The sequence below is a fragment of the Janthinobacterium sp. SUN033 genome (genome assembly GCF_030397595.1).
In the GTDB taxonomy this organism is placed as follows: Bacteria; Pseudomonadota; Gammaproteobacteria; order Burkholderiales; family Burkholderiaceae_D; genus Janthinobacterium; species Janthinobacterium kumbetense.
Genome location: NZ_JAPQNV010000001.1, coordinates 421,223 through 441,779 on the forward strand (window position 1 = coordinate 421,223; position 20,557 = coordinate 441,779).

The following is a 20,557-nucleotide window of genomic DNA, read 5'->3' on the forward strand; positions in this document are numbered from 1 at the left end:
TCCGAGAAGACAGTGACGGTAGGTATCCCGGATGGGTAGGAAACCTTGCAACTCAATACGCCACCACCATCGTCCAGCCCATATCCATCACTCTGCCCACCGCCTGCCGGCAGCCCTGGTGCCTGATAGGGCGAGATCAGACTCGCACTGATTTTCTTTCCAGCGTACGCAGGATATGAAAAGGTCCGCGACACGTTCTGCCCTCGAGGGATCACCTCTTGGACAAGCCAAAACAGAGTGGACTCGATTCTTGAATCGTACGTAATGGCATTGCTATTCAAGTCCTTGCACAACACTCCATGGCTGCTCATGCGTCCAGGTCCCCGATTTGCACAACCACGACCTCGGCGCCGCTTGCGTTGATGCCGATTACCTTTTGCACATCGCCACGGATTTCCACACGTGCGCCGCTGGTGCGACTGCGCAGCAAGCCAATCGTGCCAGTAGCCGCCACCAGTTCACCGGAGAACCTCGCGACCGGAGCAGTTGTCGGTGTTCCAGGCGTCACGGTAAGTCCTGGCATCTCAAGAAGGCCCGTACTCGACAGCTGGAAAAAACCACCTGGCACATTGATATTGCCGATAAGCAAACCCTTGTCGCTCAAATGAAAGCCGCTGCCGCCGTTGCTAGGCCATCCGTAATTGTTAGCCGGATACCCGGCGCCACCATGCAGCGTCGCGCTGAAGATATCGCCTGCCGTCACCTTGCCCAGGTCGGCGCTGATTGCGCTCAACTGACCTACTTTAAGTGCGTTGAGGTACGGCGCGGCCCATTTGGTCGTGCCGCTGGCCGGATTGAAAATGCCATCGGACCGGTACAGCGATTCACCAGCGCCAAACAGCGGCGGCGAACCCTCCCATACCGTGCCGGCGCCCCAGGTATCAATCGGCGGATAGGATGCTGCACCCTCCGTGCTGAGCGTCGCCGGCGCGCTGGCCAGGGACAGCAGACTGGTCTTGCTGTAGCAGACCCGTGCTGAATTGCCCGTTACGCCGTCGAAAATCTTGCTGACCGTCTGGCTTGCTGTATAGGTCAAGCCGTCGACCACGATGCTGGCCGTCACCGTCACGCTGTCGCCCACCATGCCGCCATAGGTCATGCTGGCCACGTTGCCGACGCGCGTCAACACGCTGGCATTGCTGGCGGAAAACGCCACCTGGCCCTGCATGTTCACCAGGCCGGCCGTGAAATCGATGCTGACCGGCGCCGCGATTGTCGTAGCCGCCACCTTGAACGCCTGTGCCGTCGCTGCCAGCAGCAGCACGCGGTCGTTGGCCGGCTCGAAGCGCGGGACGGTGTTCATGATCAAGCGGTCACGAGTACCGCCGATAGAGGTCATACCAACACCCCGACGGTGACGCGGCCGGTCAGCCATGACGGCGAAAGAATCACCACCACGCCAGGCGCACCGTCTTGCAGGCCAAAACGTTTATCGCGCAGCACCACGGGCTGCCCAAGTTCCAACAGCATCATCTCCGGCTCTCCATCAAACTCGTAAATCGTGCGTTGCACCTTGTGCAGCGCCAAACGCCGCGTCGCTTCCGCGCGGGCGTCTTCCGTGGTTTTGAGGCAGGTATCGATCTGCGGCGGGTCATCCGTCAAGCGGTAGCGCGCCTTGACCGCCTCATCGACCACCGTTTCCGTCAGCCATTCCGTGGCGTACAGGTCGGCATGCGCGGGCGGGATGCTGGTCGTCAGGTTGGCCTGCACAGTCCAGTTCCGGTCGTAGCCAATCTTGACGGCCGCCACCACGGCCAGGCGCTGCGCAGGGTGCAAAGAATCCTCCAGCATCTGGTCCGGGCCAATCTCAACCGGTACGCCAGCGGCCGGCAGCGCGATCTGGATCAGGCGCAGCTTGCCGGTGCGCGATATCAGCGCCTGCGCACCCACGCTGGCAGCCAACTGCTGGATAGCCTGCGCCTGGTTGGTACGATCCGCTACGTACAAGCCCACCAGCTGCGGATGGGCGGCATCGAAGGCGGCCAGATTGGCCAGGTCCAGGTCGGCGGCAGTGAAGCGGTCGCCTACCTTGCCGTAGCCGGTGGCGATGCGCTGCACCAGCGGTGCGATGCGTGGCGCATAGCCGCCAGCGTTGTCCCCCTGCACGCTGGCCGTCACCACGTTGGCCAGCGGGTTGATGGTCAATTTGAAGCGGCCCGCAGCGTTGTCGATCGTAATCGGGACCGGCTTGCCGTTGGTGCGCACCTCGAATATAGACTCGACACCGCCGAGAAATCCGTATTCCAGCGTCGCCGGGTTCGTCAGCAGCGGCGCTACGTTGTGGCATTCGCCAAGCGGGATGGGCAACGTGACATCCTTGTTCGTCGACACGCCACCCAGCTTGACCTCGGTCATGGGCGTATCCAGGCGTTGCATCTTGTCGCGCAGCGCCAGGTTGAACGAATTGCGGTCCGTACTGCCAATGTCGGCAACGATGCCGTCGAAGACCAGGCGAAAATCCGCGCGCGGCCAGCGCAAGTCGCCCGACCAGACCTTGATCGCCCGATTTCGCCAGACGTCGGCGAGCCAGCCATCGAGCGCGCCATCGGTATTGTCCAGCTCGATATCGCCGCCGGACAATCCCGCCTCGCCCGTCAGGCTGACCTGCTCGGTAAAGGCCAGGCCACCGGTGGCCAGCGGCAGATACTCGGTATTTGCTGGTACTTCAAGCGGTCCGGTGAGGAAAGACCGGGAGGCGATGTACCGCGTCACCTCCTGGCCGGCCACGCTCACTTGAACCTCGATAAGCACCATGCGGATGGCTGACGGTGTCTCCAGCCATTCCAGGAATTGTGCATCTGTCATTTACTGTACTCCACCTGTTTTACCCGAGCGGCTGCTCGAGCAGATTTGTCAACGCCATCCACCACGGTTCTCGCGGCAACGGCGTTTGATTCAACTGTGGCCTTGATAGCGGCACCGGTCTGCTTGTCCTGATCGGCGCGCAAGCCCTTGATCTCGGCTGTTTGGGCATCCAGCCGGGCATTCAACGAGCGGATTTCAGCGACCAAGGCGTCGGAAGCGGCATTCGAGCCAGCCGAATAGCGCATGGCGTCAAAGACTACTGGTGCCGGGGCGCTAGAAAAAGCGACTGGTGCAGCTGCTGCTGGCGCATTGGTAAAATCCACACCAAGCCCGGTGGCCATGCCCATCGCCGCATGCAAGTTGGCGATGGCTTGCGCCACCGTCAGCACGCTGTCGTTGATGGTGATCAGGCCCGATACCTGGGCCTTGATGGCGTCCAGGCTGGCCTGCTGCACGTCGACCTGGGCCGAGGCCCACTTGGCCGCGTCTTCGTTGGCGGCGATGACGCGCGCATAGTCAGCCGCATACTTGGCATCTGAAGCGTTTACCACCTGCGAGGCCGTCAGGAATGCTTGCTCGGCAGCCGATAGGCCAGACTGCGCCGTCGCGTCGCCAGCATTGGCTGCTGCCAGGGTCTTCTCGAACTGGGCGCGCGCCTCGGCATAACGTTGCTCTGGCGTCAGGATGGACTGACTGCCCAAGGCCATGCTGGCGTTCAGGCCGTTGAGCGTGGCCACCCACGACTTCGATTTATCCAGCGCCGTCTGGGCCGCTGCCGATTCCTTTTCGTAGGCCTTGCCCAGCGCATCCTTGGCCGAAACTACCGCCTTTGCCGCCTGCACCTGGTCGAACAGCGCGCGGTTGACGGTGGCGACGCTGGAGCGCTGGATGGCCAGCAGTTCTGTTTCGCTTTTCGTCAGCTCGTTGAGCTGCTTTTGCAAGTCCATGCGCTCGCTGGCGATTTCGCTGGCGGTTTTGACCACGGCAGCGTAATTGCCGGTAGCGGCGGCCAGCTGGCTGCTGTAGTCGGCTGCCGCCTTGAAGGCCGGAGCCAGGGCCAGCAGCTTGATATACAGTTCCTGGTCCGCCGCGCTGGCCAGGTTCAGGCCCAGCACCTTTTTCTTGTAGTCGTCCATGGTCGTGGTGCCGGCCATGCCAAGCTTGCCCAGCGTATCGGCCACGGTCGCCAGCACGGGCGCCATCTGCTCCGCTTCACTCAGGAAGTTTTCGGCAAAGAAGCTAGTCCCGCTGCTGAGCGAGTCCAGGCTACCGGCCAGCTTGATCAGGTTCTCGCGCGCACCAATAGTGGCCACGCCCACGGCGCCAAACGCGTCTTGCGACGTGCGACCGATCAGCTGCAGAGCAGCGTCGACGCCGGCGTAATTCCCGGCTACGCGCTGCAGGGTCGTGCTCAGCTCCTCGTTGCCAACCTTGAACTGGCCAAGGCTCGGGACCAGCTCCAACGCAATCGCGTTGCCTACGCCTTCGAAGAACTTGGTGACGGCACCCAATCTATCCGCTTCCGTGGTGAGGCCGGTGAGGTTGATGTTGAGCGCTTGGGCGCGCGTGGCCAGGCTGGTCGTGTCAACGCCGAGCGTATTGGCCAAGGTAGCCGAGACATTGCGAATTGCAGCATACGTCTCCACAAAAGCATTGGACGTCGTGGCGTCGACGGCTTTGCGGTCCGTGTCCGACTTGTCGCTGCGCAGCCAGCCGCCTTTTTGCGTCCATTTGGCGTACTCGTTGCCGGTAAAGCCGGAACCGGACAGCGTTCCGGTAATGCCAGTCTCGCCATACTTCTTGTCGCTCATGCCGAAGATGCGGTTGCCGAGACCGCCGATCACGCCTCCCAGGGCGCCACCAATGGCCGCACCGATAGGGCCGCCCATGAACGCCCCGGCGATTGCGCCGATGCCTGTACCAGCGTTCACAGTCGAGTTGCTGCCATACTGGCCAGAAATCATCCGACCACCCAGCACGCCAGCAGCGATGCCGGCGGCAGCCGTAACCGCTGCGCCAGCATAGGCGCCGGCCGTAACGGCGCCAGCGCTCCCCACACCGCCCGAAGCTGCATACAGGCCAGCAGCATCTGCTGCGCCCACCAGGCCCGTGCTGCCCAGGCCGGCGCCGAAGGCTTCAATGGCTGTCGAGCCAAACAAGCTGCCCAGGCTGACCACGCTGGTGCCAAGGCCGGCTGTGATACCAGCAAAGCCCTGCGAGGCAATGGTGTAGGCGGTTTTGGCACTTTGCGCCAGGCTAGCAATGCCGCCCAAGCCCCCGCCGGCTGCGCCGCCCGTTAGTCCAATGCCATCGGCTGAGGTAAGGCCGGCTGCCCCAGCCCCGGACACCGACGCACCGATGTTGATAATCCACTTCTTAAGTGTCACCTGGTAGAGCCACGCGAACAAACCGTTTTTTAGTGCGCCCCATATCCGGTCAATAGCAGATATGCCGGAATCTCCAATCGACATAAAGGTATCTTTGGCTGTTGATTCGATCGAATCCCACATTTTGCGGTTGGCTTCAATCTCGGGTTTAGCCAACTGGTTGCTGTACCAGATCGAATATTCTTCCTGTAGACGTTTCTGGGCGTCTGTGCCAGCACCAGCCAAGAAAATGCGCTCTTGCCACATGGTGGCGTCGATTTTGAGCATCGCGGCGGCCCGCGCCTTCTCATCGAACAGTGATTCAGCCGCAAAGCGGCGGTTCTCGTCCGCCAGCTGGGCGGCATAGCCGAGTGCCTTGGTCTGCGCGAGCGTGGCTTGTTCGACGCGAACGCGCGCAGCCGCCTCTTCCGTCAGGCGCTTGATCTGATCATCGGTGACCACCTTGCCTGCTACTTTCTCCTGCAGCAGGAATTTTTCAAGCGCAGTCTGCTCGCGGACTGCCACCATGGCCAATTCACGGGCATCGCTAGACTTGCCCATCATTTGGTACTCCACCACCAGCGCGGCCGCGGAGTCTTGACGCGCCAGAGTGCTTTCCTGGATGTGCGTGGACACATCCTTTTCGGTAGCCCGGGCCTTGGCCACCTTTTCAACAGCCGCCAGCTCGTCCAGCGCGGCGTAGGTTGCCGTCAGATGCGCATCGGCCAATTTAAGTTTGTTGACCTTGCTTGCCTCGTCCAGCTTGATTCGCAGCTTCTGGCTTTCGGTCGCATCGACGTCGGTGGCGTTCTCCAGGCGGCCAGCCTCGATCTTCTCGCGGATGCTCGCAATTAACGTGGAGTATGCCTGTTCCTCTTTTTTGAGGCCGGCAGCAACGCCCTTGTCAGCATATTTAGCCCTTACCAGCTTTTCCATTTCCGGAGGGATTTCCCCGAACTTCTTTTTCAGCTCATCAAGTTCGGCCGCCATTTTCTGAGCGGCCGTACCATTCTGATCGAACCAGGTCTTGATATCCGCGTTACGCGTGAATGCCTTGTTTTTTTGCTGTTCGCTATTAAATGTCTCCATCTCCTGGTTGATTTCGTTCAGTCGACCGCCCCAAACACCCATCAAGGCCGATTTGGCAACAATATCCAAATCGGTACGCTTGCCGATCGAGTTAATTTCAGCCAGGATTCTTTCTCGGTTTTTCTCTCCGTCCGTCTCAGGTGCCGCGCCTGTTGTCATTTTTTTATTTGCAAGCTCGTTGCGCTCCTTGAGCTTTTCAATTTGCTTGTTCAAGTTTGCTAAGTATTCGTCGATTTCCTCAGCTAGCGTTGTCGTTACCGCCTTCTCTGCCTCACTACCTTTGCTGCCCCACAATACCCATGCGGCCGCACCCACGCTAAGCAACGTCGTGATAATCCCGATCGGACCACCCAGGAAGCCCAGCGCCTTGGAAGCAAGGCTCGCAGTGACGGCAGTACGTCCGATCGCGCCATTCAAGCCGTTCGTGGCGGCGGTGCGCGCGCCAGTCGCAGCGGTATCTGCAGTTGTTGCAGCAGTAACCGATGCCGTTGCCGTTGCCAACTGTGCCGAAACGCGCCCAAGAGCGATGCTTGATGCCGTAAGTTCAGCCAATGCTGTCACTCGTGCCTGTTCGGCCACGGCCAGGTCGAGCGTCGATGCACGCTCAACGCGCAAAGCAAAACTTAGCGCGCCGGCGGAAGATGCTGCTGCAATTGCAGCTTCGGCTGCGGCAATATTTGCCTTTGCCTGATTGTATTGAGCGAACACCAATTCGCGCGCCGCGAGCAAAGCTGACTTTTGCGCTACCAGGCCCGCCAATGTCGCTTCAGCCTCGACCAACTTGGCCGAGGTGGATGCTGAAACTGCGGTGGTACTGGCCACAAGAGCCTCGGCCTTAGAAATTAACGCCGCGCGCTCGACAACGAGTAATGCGGCTAATTCGGCATTTGAAGCAAAATAGGCCTGCACCGCTGCGACGCCCATGAAAAAATACCCGGCCATTTTCAAGGTCAACAAACCAGCTGTGGCCGCAAACAACACGTTAATATTGTCAGAAAGCAACTTAATACTTGTGGTTAGAATATTCACGGTGCCATTTGCTTGCGCTTTGATGGCCGTAAATTCCATGAATTCATTTTTCAGCACAGTGAAAGCACCACCGATTGTGGCAACTTTTTTACCTTCCTCGCGCAAGGCTACGAGCGCGTTTGGCAAGACCTCTGCCATAATTTTTGACGTAATCTTTCCCTCACCAGCCAAGCCCTTCAAGGCGCCAATCGGCAATCCCATGCCATCGGCCAGCGCCTTCATCAAACGGGGGGCAGCTTCATTCACCGCATTGAATTCCTCGCCACGAAGCGTGCCAGATGCGAATGCTTGCGACAGTTGCAGCTGTGCCGATGCAGATTCTGTTGCCGTTGCGCCGCTGACCTTCAAGGCCAAATTAACGGTCTCTGTGATTTCAGCAACCTGCTTTTGCGTGGTGCCCAGCTCCCTGGTTCCGTTTGCAATACGGGCATAAAGGGTGCCGGTGCCGTCCAATGCTTGCTGTGAGCTGTTGGCAATACGCTTCACGTCGGCATATGCCGCGTTGTATTCACGTTGAGATACCGTCGCCAGGCGCAACTGGGCGGTGAACTTGGCGTATTCGTCACTCATTTTGACGATGCCAGCCAGGCCGGTGCCCAGGCCGATGGCGCCCAACGCGGCGCCGACCTTGTCGCTGTACGCAGCGATATCCCGAAGAGACGATGTCGACTGTGTGCGCAAGCGATTGAATTCACGGATCGCCTGTGCGGAGTCTGCAGTAATGATGACGCGAGATTCATTTCCCATCGGTCTTTTCTCTCCAGGCGCTCAAGGTCGCCCGTTCCATACATTGAATTTCAAAAAACATACGCTCTTCATCACACCGCTTGACGCGGTTCTTACGCATGACGACCTCTACACCTGGATAGGACAGCCCTGTCGGGCCGGCCATCCCCGCCATCCACTGCGTGCTCACGGCTTGAAACAAATTCCAGCTGGGTAGATTCTCGGGCCATAAATAAAGCTCTTCGCAAACAGCAGCCGCGCGCTTTACCCGTAATCCAAAGGCGGCTGCTGCTGTATCGGTAGATTCCTGCTCCTGCTCTTGATCTTCGTCCGACACGACCAGGCCGAGCGCCACGCAGCGCGCGACCTGACTTAGTTTTTTGCCTTGGCCCCGGCTTCTTTCATGTAGGCGGTGAAGCACAACATACCCATGCCGCTAATGCTGAGCAGGGCCGCCAGCGCTTCTTGGCAAAATTCGGCGGGTTTTTCGTCGTCTTCCAGCACCAGGCGCTGGTCGCGCCAACCCATCGCCACGTCTGCGATAAAATCGTCAACTTGCGTATCGCCGCCGTTCAATGCACTTTTCAGGCCAGCGGTATCCAGACGTTTGCAGATCAGCGAGAATTTAAATGGGATCGCGTTGCCGCTTTCGTTGGTGTGCGAACCAGCTACCGGGACTGCTACCGTATTGCCAACGACGATTTTGTATTGCTTTTTCATAATTTTTCTTTCTGAGGGTAGGGCACTCTGGCACCAAGGGTTTAGAAACTGGTGGCAATGCGGATTTCGTCGTTGCCAGTAATCGGGTTGACCAGCAGCTTGTAGCCGATCATGCGGGCGCCATTAAGATCTTCCTTGGACGGTTCAATGCGCTGCACACCTGGCATGAACACGGCGACGCGACTGCCGGCCACGGTACCGTGGATCATTCCAAGGCTGGTTTTGGCTGTGGCCAGGACTGCAGCCATTGCGGCCACCTCCTGCGCAGCTGTCAATTCCAGTTGCACCGCGCCAGTTACCTTGCGCTCGGTAATCGGTACGGATTCACCACCGAGGAGCGCTTGAAACGGCGAGGTGATACCCAGATCGATCGTCAGCCCCTTACTCGGGTAGGAATCGCCACCGACCAGCGCTGGCGGCGTAGCGGTCGCATGTGTAGCACCCCACATCAGCTTGCCGGAGTTGGCATCCAGCACGATTTCCGGGACTTGCCACTCTTCCAGGTCTGCCGTTGGAGCCGCTGCCACGCCAATGCCACCGTACAGGCAGACGAACTTGCACGAGATGACTGGCTTTTCGCCAACGCTTAACTTCAGCGAAGCGGTACCGCGAGCACCCAAGCCTTTATGCAGCACGCCATCGTCGTACCAGTAAATAGTGGCCGATTCGAAACCGGTTGAAATCGGGACATAGTCCACACGCACACCTGCCGTGATAACCTCGGCGAAACCACAGGCGCGCAGCAGCGGGCCCCATGCGGGGGCGATGCCCAACGTGCCGGCGCCGACCAGCTCGACATCGAAGCCCATCTCGACATAGCGGCTACCGACCAGCTGTTCATCACCGCCCAAAAATGGACGAATGTTGTTGCGGTCGACGTTTTGGGCGTTCAGCGGGTTGATGCTCAGCGTGCTGACCAGCATTGCGTTGGCCGCGCCAGTTGGCACTGCGTCGGCACCGTATACCGGCTCGATCTTGGCGAGGATCGCCGTATTGCGAATGAGGCGAGACATGGATTACTCCTGGTTGGGTTGCGTGGCCGGGGCCGGGGCTGGGTTCTTGATGAGCGATCCGTCAGCACGATTGCGGGTGTAGCTGCCGCCCGCTTTCGGCTCAGCCTGGCGAATCGGCGCTGGCGTATCTTGCGCGGTCGCTGCTGCCGGCTTTGGTAAAACGACATTCATGTCAAAGTCCTTCCTTTGGTTTGATGCTTCACCACGAATTTAGCGGTGATGCAGGCTATTTTTGAATCGAGCTCGTCAACTTCCCACGACAACGTATCGCCCTGCAGCGGCTCGAACGACATGGCAGTACCCCCCAGCGTCGGCGCCAGCGCCAGGCGGTCGAATACATCCACCAGCAACGCATCGGCACCCGCGTCCGGCTCGCTACCCGTGGCGCGTGCATAGCATTCGACGTTGACCAGCGTGGCCCAGGTGGTGGGGCCACCAATAATCTCAGCCAAGGTCGAGGTGCTGCGCTCGACCCGCACTACGACGGCGCTGGACTGGTCCACGCTGATCGGGCGCATACGCGAGCGGTAAATACGGCCGCCCGCCATAGGTGGGTCGACCTGCAGCTGACCGAGAATGGCACCGACGATGGCGAATTGAGCGCTGTTCATGGCCGCTCCAGCAATACAAGCGTGATACCAGTAGGTACTTCGCCATCAGGCTGGCGCTCGGAAACCCGCCAGGACACCGGTTGCCCTGCAGCGCCGATAACGATCTGGATGGTGCTGCCCTCGAAATCAGCCGGCACATCGGCGTTCATGATTTGCATTTGTGGCACAGCGGCGCCCACACGGGCCGGGCCCACCGTAGCGGCCGAGTATTCGGCATCAAAAATGATCGGCACTTGCCGACCATTGATTGTGGCCGTGGCATTGGCCAGTTTTCTATGCGCGGTGCAGTTCATGCGCGCTTCGAGGACGTCGAACATCAGGCGTTGATCTTGATGTTGACCTTGCCGACGCCTGCACCAGCTGGCGCCGCGGCGAAGCCCGCCGCCGTGTTGCCGGCAGCGGTGGTAGTCAGACGATTGTTGGCAGCATCCCAGTACAGCAGGTCGCCAAGGTCGACCACGTCCGTGCCCAGCTTGGCGACTGCAAATACGCCTTCGGCGGTGATCGCGCCAGTTTCGCCGACGGCGATGTCGGCCAAGGCGATGGCGATGCGCTTGCCGATTACCACCACCGCACCAGACGCGACAGCGGCAGTGGCCGTGTAGCTCAGGACGTTACCTTCTTGAATATAGTTCTTGGCCATGATGGCTCCTATGTCGTGGATGAGTGCGCCGCCGCAGCAGCGCACCAGGTATGCGCGGTTTAGGCGCCCGGGTTCTTGGCCATGGTGCGGAAGTCGAGCGCCTTGACGCCCGCATCCATGCGCACCTTGAATTCGACGCCATCGACGTGCCAGCCGTTTTGCTGCTCCAGCGTCGGCGCTTCGTTGCCGTCGAGGTACTGCACTTCGATGCAGTCATGTTGGTCCTTGCTGGCCACGCCGTACCATGCGGTCGCGGAGTTAGCATCCAGGCGGGCGTCAGCCACGACGTCAAAGGTGCTGCGCACACTGTTGGGCACGGTGTTGTTCTTGTTGGCCGCGCCTACTTCGAACTCGCTCTCGCGCACCACGTTGGCCGTGCCGCGCAGTGCGCGCGGAACGATCAGCGTTTTCACATCGAGATTGAGAATCGAACCGGTGCCATCCTTTTGCAGGCCCATGGCTACTTGCAGGGCGTCAACCGTGGCGGTCGAAATGCCCGCGCCAGGCAGTAAATTCTTGTGATCAGCATGGAACAAGGCAATGCCATCCGACATACGCGGGTTGCTGGTCAAGATCGCATAGACCAGGTCGCCGATGGTGCGGATCGCGGCGCGGCCCATGCGTTTAGGGATTTTGGTGAAAGCGTCGAGGTCGTCGTTGATGATGGCCTGGCGCGTCAGCGAGAACATCTTGCCGTAGGTGGCCAGTTGTACCGATTCGCCACGCTCGCCGATGTCGGCATAGGTGTATTCGGCACCATCCTGGATCTTGTCGAGCGACGGGAAGGTGTTCAGGTCAACGCGCTTGCCGACCTTGAAATCACCCAGCGTGCCTTTGGAGGTCCACAGCTGGAAGGTTTCTTCGGCTTCTTCGTAACCCTTCAGCATGGCCTTTTCGGCGATGTTGCCGAGCAGCATGGGGAAATCGCTGCCGGTATGGGTAAAGGCGGCGGCCACCAGCTTCATTTTGTCCATGCCCTTGGCATTGATGCCGGCCTGGTCCAGGCAGGCGCGGGCAATGTCGAGCATGCTGTAGCTGCGGAAATTGTTGCTGCGGTCATCCTTGCCCAGGCTTGAGCGTGCCAGCACCGACGCCTCGACGCCGGCCCGGAACTTGTCGCGCTCATCTTCGATCGTCACGATGCGGCCGCCGCCCGCCGAACTGGCGCCAGCGCCCAAATGCGCCAGCAGTTTGGTGTTGGCCGCTTCGACCGTGCATTCGGTATCATCGGCGCAGACGGCTGCCAGGACGCTGACTCCTTCAGTCGAGGCGAATTTGGCGAAAGCTGCGCTGATGGAGGTACGACGGGTTTTATCGGCTTCCAGCGCAGCAGCGGCGATCTGCTTGGCCGCAACAGCGGCAGCGGACGGCTCCACGGCTTGCGGATTAAGTGGTTGTGGCACGGCATTCTCCTTCGGGGTGATGGTGGGTTGTGGCGCGACAGATGCCGCAGGACCTGCTGGCAGCGGGAAAGATGCATACCGCGCCTGGATGGATGGGTTGAGGCTGGCCGAGGCAGCCAGCGGCAAGGCAGCGATGGCGGCATCGGCGAATTTGGCGGAGATTGCTTCCTCGGCCGTGTACCAGTGGTCTTTGCCGTCCTGCAGCAAGGCCAGGATTTCGGCTTTGTCACCGCCAGTCTTGGCGATATAGCTGGTGGCCATGGCTTCGGCGTAGCTGTCGAGCATGTCGGCATCTTCGCGCAGTGACGCGCTATTGCCGCCCGTGTACATCCAGGGGGCATGGATCATCAGCATGGCGTTTTCGGCCATTTCGACGGTATCGCCAGCCATCGCGACCAGACTGGCGATGGAAGCAGCAATGCCGTCGATTACGGTGGTGACGGCGGCCGGGTGGCGCTTCAACGCGTTGTAGATGGCCACGCCATCGGTCACGGAACCACCATAGCTATTGATGCGCACGGTCAGCGCGTCGACGTCCAGCAAGCTCACCTCGCGCACAAAGTCCTTGGCCGCGACGGTATCGCCATACCAGCTCTCGCCGATATCGCCATAAATGAGGATTTCGGCGCGAGCTTGAGCGTTGACGCCGGCGGCCGGGCGCGCTTGGGCGCGGATGGTGTACCACTTTTCTGGCGTTGCTGTTGTCGTCGCTTTGGGGCTTGGCATGATGCGTTCCTTAGTCAATGCGCTTAGTGTGTTTGTTTGGGTGTCTCATTTCTACGGAAAAATGAGACACTATTTTTCGAGTGTTGTTAGTGGGCGATTACGCGGGTTCGGAGTCGTCTTTTGGCGGCACGGCCTTGCCCTGGTTGGCGAAATCCGAACCAAAGATCAAGCCTTTTTCCTTGACGGCCTTGCGGTGAGCGTCGATCTGCTCGAGCACATCGCGCGGGTTGGCGCCACGCTTGCGCATCACTTCGACCTCGCTGGCAAAGCCGTCCTGCACCAGGGAATGCCAGGCCAGGGCTTCTTTCAACGGGTCGATCCAGGGCATCGATTGGCCGACAAACAGCGCATCGTCAGCGCTGGCCGGGTCGACATCCTTGGGCATGGGGACGGCACCGGACAGGTGGGCGATCTGCACGAAGTCTTGCCACACGGGCTGCACCAGCTGGCCGACGAATTCATCCGTCAGCACGGCGTAGTTGATCCATTGCTCCACCAGTTCCTGGCGCTGCGCCGAATACGTGCCGTTGTAGTCTCGGGCCAGGCTGGAATAGCTGGCACCGACGCCGGCGGCAACCGCGCGCAGCTGCCCTTGGCGGAAGGTGATCAAATTCGGGTTTGGCCGGTTCGAGTCGATCATGCCAATTTCCTCGCCAACGGCCAGGCTGTCGATGATCATGCCTGGCGCCATGCCAATCTCGCGCGCAGCGGCCGGCGCGCGTGCGCCATTCTCGTCAGGCTGCCCATACAAATCGGGCGAACCGCGCTTGACGTAGGCAGTCAGGCTGGCGGCCACCTTGGCGGCGATGCGCTCGGACTCTTCGTAATCCTTGATGTCCTCCAGGCGCGTGATCACGCTGGCGAATTCGGACACGCCGCGCATCTGGCCGATGCGATCAACGAACGCCAGGTGGTGCATGCGCGCCACTTCGATGCGCTTGACTTCGTAGCCACGCTTGGACCAGGTGCCGGCGCCGGGGAATTCTTTGTATGCCCAGTACGCCAGCGGCCGGCCCCAGGCATTGCACTCGATGCCCTGATAGATATTGCGGGCCTCGTCCTGGTAGTCCATGGGGATCAGGTCAGCTTCCATCATTTCCAGCGAGTACGGCACGCGCGTGCCGTGATCCAGGCCGGCAACCGGACCGATCAAGCGCTGGGAGAATACCTCGCCATCGCGCAGCCAGGTCTTGGCCAGCATGCGCTGCACCTTGGCCCAGTGATGCCGGTGCGTCACTTCAGGGATCAGACACCAGTCGCGGTAGGCGTCGCGCAGCTGCTTGGCGTACTCATCATGGATCGTACCGTCACGGCGCCGCGGTTGCGGCTCGATGCCGATGCCGGTCGGGCCGATGATGTTATTGACCAGGGTGCGCAGCGCGCCGCGGGCGATATCGTGATTTTGTTCCAGGTTGCGCGCCAGGGTGCGCAAGGTCACCGCGCCTTGCTTGACCTGGGTATCGGGTGAGCCGGTATCTTTGGCATGCTTGCGAAGGCGCGACGGCTTGGCCGCCTCGTACTGGTTCAGGACGCGCCGGGCAGCCAGGCGCTTGATGCCGGCATTCGGTGCAAAGAAGGAAATCAGTTGGTCGACAACGTTCATCGACACCGGAATGGCGGCGGCCATTATTGATCACCAAAGCGGGCGAGGGCGAAGCCAAGGCCGCCAATGCTGGGTGTGCGGCCGGCAGCGGCGATTTCGTGGTTTGCAGCCTGCTGCCATTCCTTGCGGCCAATAATTACCGACCCCAGGTCTTCCATGCGCAGGGTGCGGTCGCCCAGTTTGACTTCCTTCCCTTCCAGGATAGCAGCCTCGGCAGCGAGGTATTTGGCGAGCATGTCGGTTGCAATGGTCATCGGGCGATCCTTTTGGTTGATCGCCCGACCTTACGGGGGGGCTTGTCTCATTTCTACGGAAAAATGAGACTATATTTTTCAGCCGCTCTTGATGATCTTGTAGAACTGACCGCGCGAGATCTGAAATTCAGCCTGCAGTTCGCGCCGATTGCGCAGGTTGTAGCGGGTGCGGATGGCCAGCGCGCGCGCTTCCTGGTCGACGCTGCTCTTCTTGATATAGACCTCTTGCCCGCCCCAGGTAGTACGCATGGCGTCTTCGATATCGCGTACCTGGTCTACCGTAAGCAGTTCGCCGCCCAGCGCCGCGCGCACTGCAGTAAGCAGTGAGGCGAGTATGTCTGGCTGATGCGCCTTTTGCTTTTGAATCATTAAAATCCCCTTTGTAACCAATCGTCGGAAGCGAAATTGCTGTTGATGCGTCTTTTTTGTGGTGCTGGCGCCGAGTCGGTCGGCGCCGGTGTCGTGACTGGTGCTGCTGGCTGCGGCGCAGCGCTACTGATCGTTAACGGTGCGGCGAACAGGTCGGCCATCGAAGGCTGCACTTCTTCCTCCAGCTGGTCCCACCACTTCGCCGTTTTCTTCGCCAGTTCGAAATGCGTCTCCAGCCATACGGCGTAGACAGTGCAATCCCAGGCCTCGACGCGCTTGCGGATCGCCGACCAGCGCGATTCCGTTCCACCGGCGGTAATTCGCTCAGCGCGGATTTCACCTGCCATCTGTTTGAAAAATTCATCGGGCAGCTCCTTCGAAAAATGGATGTAGCCGGGGCCCGGCTTGGTGATCTGCAGGCGACCGTAAATCAGATCCTTTGCCAAATTGGTACCGACCTGCCAAAGCAGGGCGCCGTGCTTGCGGATACGGCCACGCCAGTCGATGTCGACCTTGGTGGCGCCGTCCTTGATGTGTTTTTCCTTACCCGAACGGCCCTTGACGGCGAATACGCGGCGCGCGGCATTGGCGGCGCAAAATGCGTAGACCGCATGCGTGTTATGGCCGCCGCTGTCAATGGCGGTACCGTGGATTTTCAGTTCCTGGCCGCTGGCGTGGCGGAATCTGGTCTCAAACAAATACTCGGCGACGTCTGCCCACACGGCATCCTCGTCCGGATTTCCGTAAAAAATGCGGTAGTCGATGATCCAGGTCTGGCAGCCGCGGCCGTAACCCCACACGGCGATCTCGATCCGGTTCGGCTGCGTGTCGGCGCCGGCCAGCAGGCGTACGCAGCCGTGCGGCACCGAACCTAGCTTGTAGGGCTCGGCGCGCTGTTTCAGCTGCTCGGAGTCGGTTTTTTCGACATCCAGTTCCCAGGTGCGGCCCAAGGTGGTGTTGGTGAAGGTTTTCAGCGAGGTGATGTCGCCTTCCTGCGCCTTGTTGTGCGCATTGATAAATTCGCGCACCAGCGTGGCCCAGGTCACCAGTGGGCTGTATGCGGTCCAGACGTGAAAGGCGATGTGGCGCAGCGCACTGATCACGGCGCCGCTTGCGTTGCGGAACACGCCGGCGTGGTCGATCGTGATGCTGGCGTCTTCGTTTTGCCAGCGGCCGTTTGGTGCCGCCGCCAGGTACTGGCCCTGGTCGATCATCGAATCGCAATGCGGGCACATGTGGCGCACGCTGTCCGGATCGTTGTCCAGCCATTTGAAGCCGTGCGTTTCGTCCTTGCCACCCCATGTCAGCGCGTGGAATTCGCCACAGTCGGGGCATGGGATGGAGAACTGGAAGCGCGCGTCGGCCAGGATGAAGCGCGCTTCGATCAGCGAAAAGCCTTTCAGGCCCGGGGTGGAGCCGGCGACCAGCTTCGGAAACGTGGCGCCCTCGACCCGCTTGGCCGCCAGGGTAATCGGATCGCCTTCCTTTTCGATGTCGCTGTCGAAGGCGTCGAGCTCATCGAGCAGCGCGTTGTCGACCGAGATGCGGCGGTAGCTGCGCGCCGCCTTGCCGCCACGCGTGTGCAGGAGGCAGCCCAGGAATTTCTTTTGCAGCAGGGTGTTGTCCTTGTTGCGGGACATGTGAGACGGAAACGCTTTGCGCATGACTTTCACGTCGCGCAACATCGTTTCCAGCTCTGTCTTGACGAATTCGTCGCTGTCACCGTCGGTCGGCTGCCACAGTGCCTGGTTGCGGCGCTTGTGCTCGATGAAATAGGCGATCGCCGCCAGCAGCATCTTGGTGTAGCCGACCCTGGCCGACTTCATGAAATCGACTTCGCGGATATCGTTATTGCTGATGCATGCCATGATGGCGCGTTGGAACGGCCACGCCTCCCAGGCCTGCTCGACGTAGGACGATTCTTTCGACAGGTAAAAGTGCTTGGCAGCCCATTCGTCCAGCGTCATTGGTTCGGGTACACCGAATGTGCCCAGCCCGCGCGTCAGGCAGGCGGACAGTTCAGGCGAGCGCCAGTTGAGGACTTCGGCCAGATTGCTCATTCGCCCTGGTCCTCGATCACCAGGTGCTCAGGGGCAGCACCGTCTTCCTCTTCGTCGTCGCGCAGGTCGGCGAGCGAGATGTTGGCCACGATGTTGCGCACCTTGGCGATCTCTTTTTCGATATTGCCGATCTCATCCGACGACAGCGACGGCACGCGCCGCTTGACCGCGCCCGGGATGGCGTCGAACAGGCCGCCGATGCGCGCGCCAGCCTTCGACAGAACCTCTTCGATCAGCACCACTGGCGCCAGTTCGCCGCGCGTGACGCCGTTCTGCATCTCGATGCGCTCGCGCTGCACCTTGGCCAGCATGGCGCGCTCAGCAACAAGGTCCAGGCCTTCGCCAGACGAGCGGCCGGCTGCAGTTTCCCGCAGGTGCGAGCAGTAGGCATGCAGCATCTGCTGGCCGGACATGCTCGAATCGAGGATGCCGCGCCCGACCAGATTGCCTACCGCCTGCTGACTCACGCCCACCAGCGCGCCGAAGGCGGCTTGTGTCATGGGCATAGATAAATCAGACAACACAACCCCCTTGCAAATACCCTGTGACTAGCGAAAAAAGGGGGTTCGAATTACCCTTGCAAGGGGAAGCTGGGGAGTACCTTTGAGAAATATTTACCCATTGAAATATTTCTATTGATGCATTGTTTCTAGGGCGCAACAAGCGTTTTTGCTCGATGGTTTCCATTGAATTTGATTTCATAATGGCAATCTTTCTTAGTGTCAGCGTGCGGTCCGCAAGGCGTCGACGAAAGCGCGCGCGAACTGTCCTGCAAACTCTTTTTCAACGGTCTTTTCAACCACGTATTCGAAGTCGAAAATCTTGTGATAGCTGGCGTAGCGTACGAAAACCATCACCGGCTTGAGCGATCCAGGGCCACCGCCCCGCATGCTTTGGTACACGCCCAGCGGCATGCGATCGCCTGGCCGGCCGACGAAGTAGCGGAAGCCTGGCTTCTTCTTCGTGCCCATGGCCATCTTGGCGCGGCCTTGGGCCGTCATGTTCGCCTTGTAGCCAGCTTCCGGGAACGAGCGGAAATAGGCCAGGATCTGCACAATCTGGCCTCGGTTCATGTTGCCGTAGCTGTCAAGCTTGGCGCCATTGCCGGGCACGATGCGGTAGCCAGGTGGCAGCGCACCCACCGACTGCATGGCGCGCTCGAAGCGCTTCATGGGCCGCGTACCGCCCTTGATCTGCGGCGCCAGGTAGGTGGCCGCCGGCGTCGCCTTGGCGGCGAAGTCCTTCAGCTTGACTTCGGCGGTGAGGTTGGTCTTGGTGGCCGGCCGCACGAACAGGCTCGACAAGGTGTAAGGCGTCGGGCTGCGGAATATGTCCCGCATCTCGTGCTTGAGCTTGGCGCTTGCCAGCTGGGCCGTTCGCGTTAATGCCACGCGCGTGGCGAACTGCACCTGCTTTGTCCCGGCATCGGCAAACGCCGTCAACTGGCGGATGGCTGGGGCCACGTTGATGGTCATGCGCGCATCCCCAGTTCGCGCTCAGCGCATTCGATGACGAAAATGCTGAACTCCATGCCCGCCTTCTTACGTTCCATGATGCGCCGGGCCCAGCGCCTGCCATCGCCCTGGCCGGCTTCGCCCAGGTTCTTGAGCTTGAACGCGCCGATCAGCTGCTGCGCCTTGCGGCTCGACATCATCGTCTTGCCGGGCGCGGGCAGGGCGACCGGATCTAGTGCTGGAATTGGTGCGATCTCTTCGCGCTCCAATTCGGCAGCGAGTGCGGCTTCCCACCGCGGCCGCAGCACGGCATAGGTGCTGTGCGCGCAGTCGAAAGCGCCCAGCTTGCGCCAGGCCCAGAACACGGCCGGCGACGACCACACGTTCGGCTCGCCGCGATCACGCAGCGCGCCTTGCTCCAGCGCTTCGTGGAACGCCACCGACGGGTCGATGGGCGGCCGACACAACGCCAGGAATTCGGGCAACGTCGGCGGCCAGGCGCGGGTATCCAGCCGCTCGACGCCGCGCGTCAGCTCGGCCGCGGTCAGTACGAACAACTTTTGGGCCCAATGGCGCTTGATACCGTCGGGATCGATGCCTTTCCACTGGTCTGCGAATTTCACGCCATAGCTGAACGCCATCTTGTTGAACAGCGCCTTGACCCACCTTTCCGGGATCGCCTTTTCAGGCCAGGCAAGTGCTTGCTCTTCCAGGGTTGATATCGATAATGTTGATTGATCGTTCATTTTTTTGTGATCCGCTTCCTGTTAATCCATCAAGGGTTTCCTGCCGTGCCTGATCGCGTACTGTCACCGTGCTGCCTGGTGCTGCCCTTGCTGGCGGCAGGGCGCCGGCCACCTGCATGGCCTTGGCCTCGCTTGCCCAACGCTTCAGGATGCTCAACACGTAACCGATGCCGATGCCACCGTTCGGTTTGGACTTTTTCGCCTCAGCGCATGCCGCGAGCGCCGTATCGACGCTGATACCTTGCTCGACCAATGCCAGCAGCCGGGGATCTGCTGGCTGTATTGGTATGCCTGCCTTGCGAAACGCAATGCTCAGCTCGACCGCCGTAGCCGCGCCCGCGCGGTCTATGCTCAGTGCTGGCTGTGCTGGGGGGGGGGTCTGGTTTTGGTTTTGGTTCTGGTTTTGGTTTTGGTTCTGGTTTTGGTTTTGGTTGGCACCATCGCGCACTGTTCCCGCACCCTTCGCGAACTGTTCGGGAGCAGTGCTTGTACTTTGAGCATGCTGCTGTTGCACAAAATCCAGCGTGCTTTGCCCGGCTGCCGCGAGTTCAGCGGCCAGTCGCGCCGCCTCATCGCGCTTTTTCTTCGCTGCCTTGCCACCAGCACTGCTGGCCTCCAAGCCTTCGTAGTACGCCTGGATCTGCGCCTCAGCATCAGCATCCACCCAGCCGGCATCGGTCAGGACGAAAAAGTCTTCCAGCACATTTTGCGCAGCAGCGATTTCTTCGGGTGTGCTTACGCGCAGCAGGCGGAACAGCCTGCCGGTGTCGGCCAGCAGTGGCGCTTCCTTATCGAAATATAGGTCGCGCATATCGCGGTAAATGCCGCGTTCCAGGCGAGACAGATGCAGCGTGCGGGTATTGAAATCGCCGATGTGATGCGGGTAATAATTCATGGGTGACGATTGCCCTGGTCCTTGAAAACTACTATTTTCAGTTTC

18 protein-coding genes are annotated in these 20,557 nt (G+C 60.3%); all 18 read right to left on the reverse strand.

The window, feature by feature from the left end:
- Positions 1-307: 307 nt before the first annotated feature.
- The gene (locus tag OX460_RS01990; RefSeq protein WP_289897452.1) at positions 308-1,339 is read right to left on the reverse strand and encodes a hypothetical protein; all 1,032 of its coding nucleotides are present in this window, start codon (positions 1,337-1,339) and stop codon (positions 308-310) included.
- Positions 1,336-2,805, reverse strand: a complete 1,470-nt coding sequence (locus tag OX460_RS01995; protein WP_289897453.1) for a hypothetical protein — start codon at positions 2,803-2,805, stop codon at positions 1,336-1,338. Before OX460_RS01995 ends, OX460_RS01990 begins: the two co-directional genes overlap by 4 nt.
- Positions 2,802-8,036 (reverse strand): tape measure protein, encoded by a 5,235-nt coding sequence (locus OX460_RS02000; protein WP_289897454.1) that lies wholly within the window; start codon positions 8,034-8,036, stop codon positions 2,802-2,804. Before OX460_RS02000 ends, OX460_RS01995 begins: the two co-directional genes overlap by 4 nt.
- Positions 8,026-8,352, reverse strand: a complete 327-nt coding sequence (locus OX460_RS02005; protein WP_289897455.1) for a DUF1799 domain-containing protein — start codon at positions 8,350-8,352, stop codon at positions 8,026-8,028. Before OX460_RS02005 ends, OX460_RS02000 begins: the two co-directional genes overlap by 11 nt.
- 35 nt (positions 8,353-8,387) lie before the next feature.
- Positions 8,388-8,735: a hypothetical protein gene (locus OX460_RS02010; protein ID WP_289897456.1), complete on the reverse strand. Its 348-nt coding sequence runs from the start codon at positions 8,733-8,735 to the stop codon at positions 8,388-8,390.
- 41 nt (positions 8,736-8,776) lie between these two features.
- Complete coding sequence (locus OX460_RS02015; protein ID WP_289897457.1) at positions 8,777-9,748, reverse strand: hypothetical protein; 972 nt, start codon at positions 9,746-9,748, stop codon at positions 8,777-8,779.
- A gap of 167 nt (positions 9,749-9,915) precedes the next feature.
- Positions 9,916-10,359 carry a hypothetical protein gene (locus tag OX460_RS02020; protein WP_289897458.1) on the reverse strand — a complete coding sequence of 148 codons (444 nt, stop codon included), beginning with the start codon at positions 10,357-10,359 and terminating at the stop codon, positions 9,916-9,918.
- Positions 10,356-10,676 (reverse strand): hypothetical protein, encoded by a 321-nt coding sequence (locus OX460_RS02025; RefSeq protein WP_289897459.1) that lies wholly within the window; start codon positions 10,674-10,676, stop codon positions 10,356-10,358. Before OX460_RS02025 ends, OX460_RS02020 begins: the two co-directional genes overlap by 4 nt.
- The gene (locus OX460_RS02030) at positions 10,676-11,002 is read right to left on the reverse strand and encodes a capsid cement protein (protein WP_289897460.1); all 327 of its coding nucleotides are present in this window, start codon (positions 11,000-11,002) and stop codon (positions 10,676-10,678) included. The genes OX460_RS02025 and OX460_RS02030 overlap by 1 nt, the downstream gene beginning before the upstream one ends.
- A gap of 59 nt (positions 11,003-11,061) precedes the next feature.
- Entirely contained in the window at positions 11,062-13,131 is a 2,070-nt protein-coding gene (locus OX460_RS02035) for a ClpP-like prohead protease/major capsid protein fusion protein (RefSeq protein ID WP_289897461.1), read from the reverse strand.
- 97 nt (positions 13,132-13,228) lie between these two features.
- Positions 13,229-14,758 carry a phage portal protein gene (locus OX460_RS02040; protein ID WP_289897462.1) on the reverse strand — a complete coding sequence of 510 codons (1,530 nt, stop codon included), beginning with the start codon at positions 14,756-14,758 and terminating at the stop codon, positions 13,229-13,231.
- Positions 14,758-14,988 (reverse strand): hypothetical protein, encoded by a 231-nt coding sequence (locus tag OX460_RS02045; RefSeq protein WP_289897463.1) that lies wholly within the window; start codon positions 14,986-14,988, stop codon positions 14,758-14,760. Before OX460_RS02045 ends, OX460_RS02040 begins: the two co-directional genes overlap by 1 nt.
- A gap of 78 nt (positions 14,989-15,066) precedes the next feature.
- The gene (locus OX460_RS02050) at positions 15,067-15,357 is read right to left on the reverse strand and encodes a Mor transcription activator family protein (protein ID WP_219889317.1); all 291 of its coding nucleotides are present in this window, start codon (positions 15,355-15,357) and stop codon (positions 15,067-15,069) included.
- Entirely contained in the window at positions 15,357-17,417 is a 2,061-nt protein-coding gene (locus tag OX460_RS02055) for a terminase gpA endonuclease subunit (protein WP_289897464.1), read from the reverse strand. Before OX460_RS02055 ends, OX460_RS02050 begins: the two co-directional genes overlap by 1 nt.
- The gene (locus tag OX460_RS02060) at positions 17,414-17,923 is read right to left on the reverse strand and encodes a DNA packaging Nu1 (protein ID WP_289897465.1); all 510 of its coding nucleotides are present in this window, start codon (positions 17,921-17,923) and stop codon (positions 17,414-17,416) included. Before OX460_RS02060 ends, OX460_RS02055 begins: the two co-directional genes overlap by 4 nt.
- A gap of 216 nt (positions 17,924-18,139) precedes the next feature.
- A complete protein-coding gene (locus OX460_RS02065; RefSeq protein WP_289897466.1) occupies positions 18,140-18,892 on the reverse strand; it encodes a hypothetical protein in 753 nt (250 codons plus the stop codon).
- On the reverse strand, positions 18,889-19,617 hold the full coding sequence (locus tag OX460_RS02070) for a hypothetical protein (RefSeq protein ID WP_289897467.1): 729 nt from the start codon (positions 19,615-19,617) through the stop codon (positions 18,889-18,891). Before OX460_RS02070 ends, OX460_RS02065 begins: the two co-directional genes overlap by 4 nt.
- Positions 19,556-20,512 carry a YdaU family protein gene (locus tag OX460_RS02075; protein ID WP_289897468.1) on the reverse strand — a complete coding sequence of 319 codons (957 nt, stop codon included), beginning with the start codon at positions 20,510-20,512 and terminating at the stop codon, positions 19,556-19,558. Before OX460_RS02075 ends, OX460_RS02070 begins: the two co-directional genes overlap by 62 nt.
- Between the last annotated feature and the right edge of the window lie 45 nt (positions 20,513-20,557).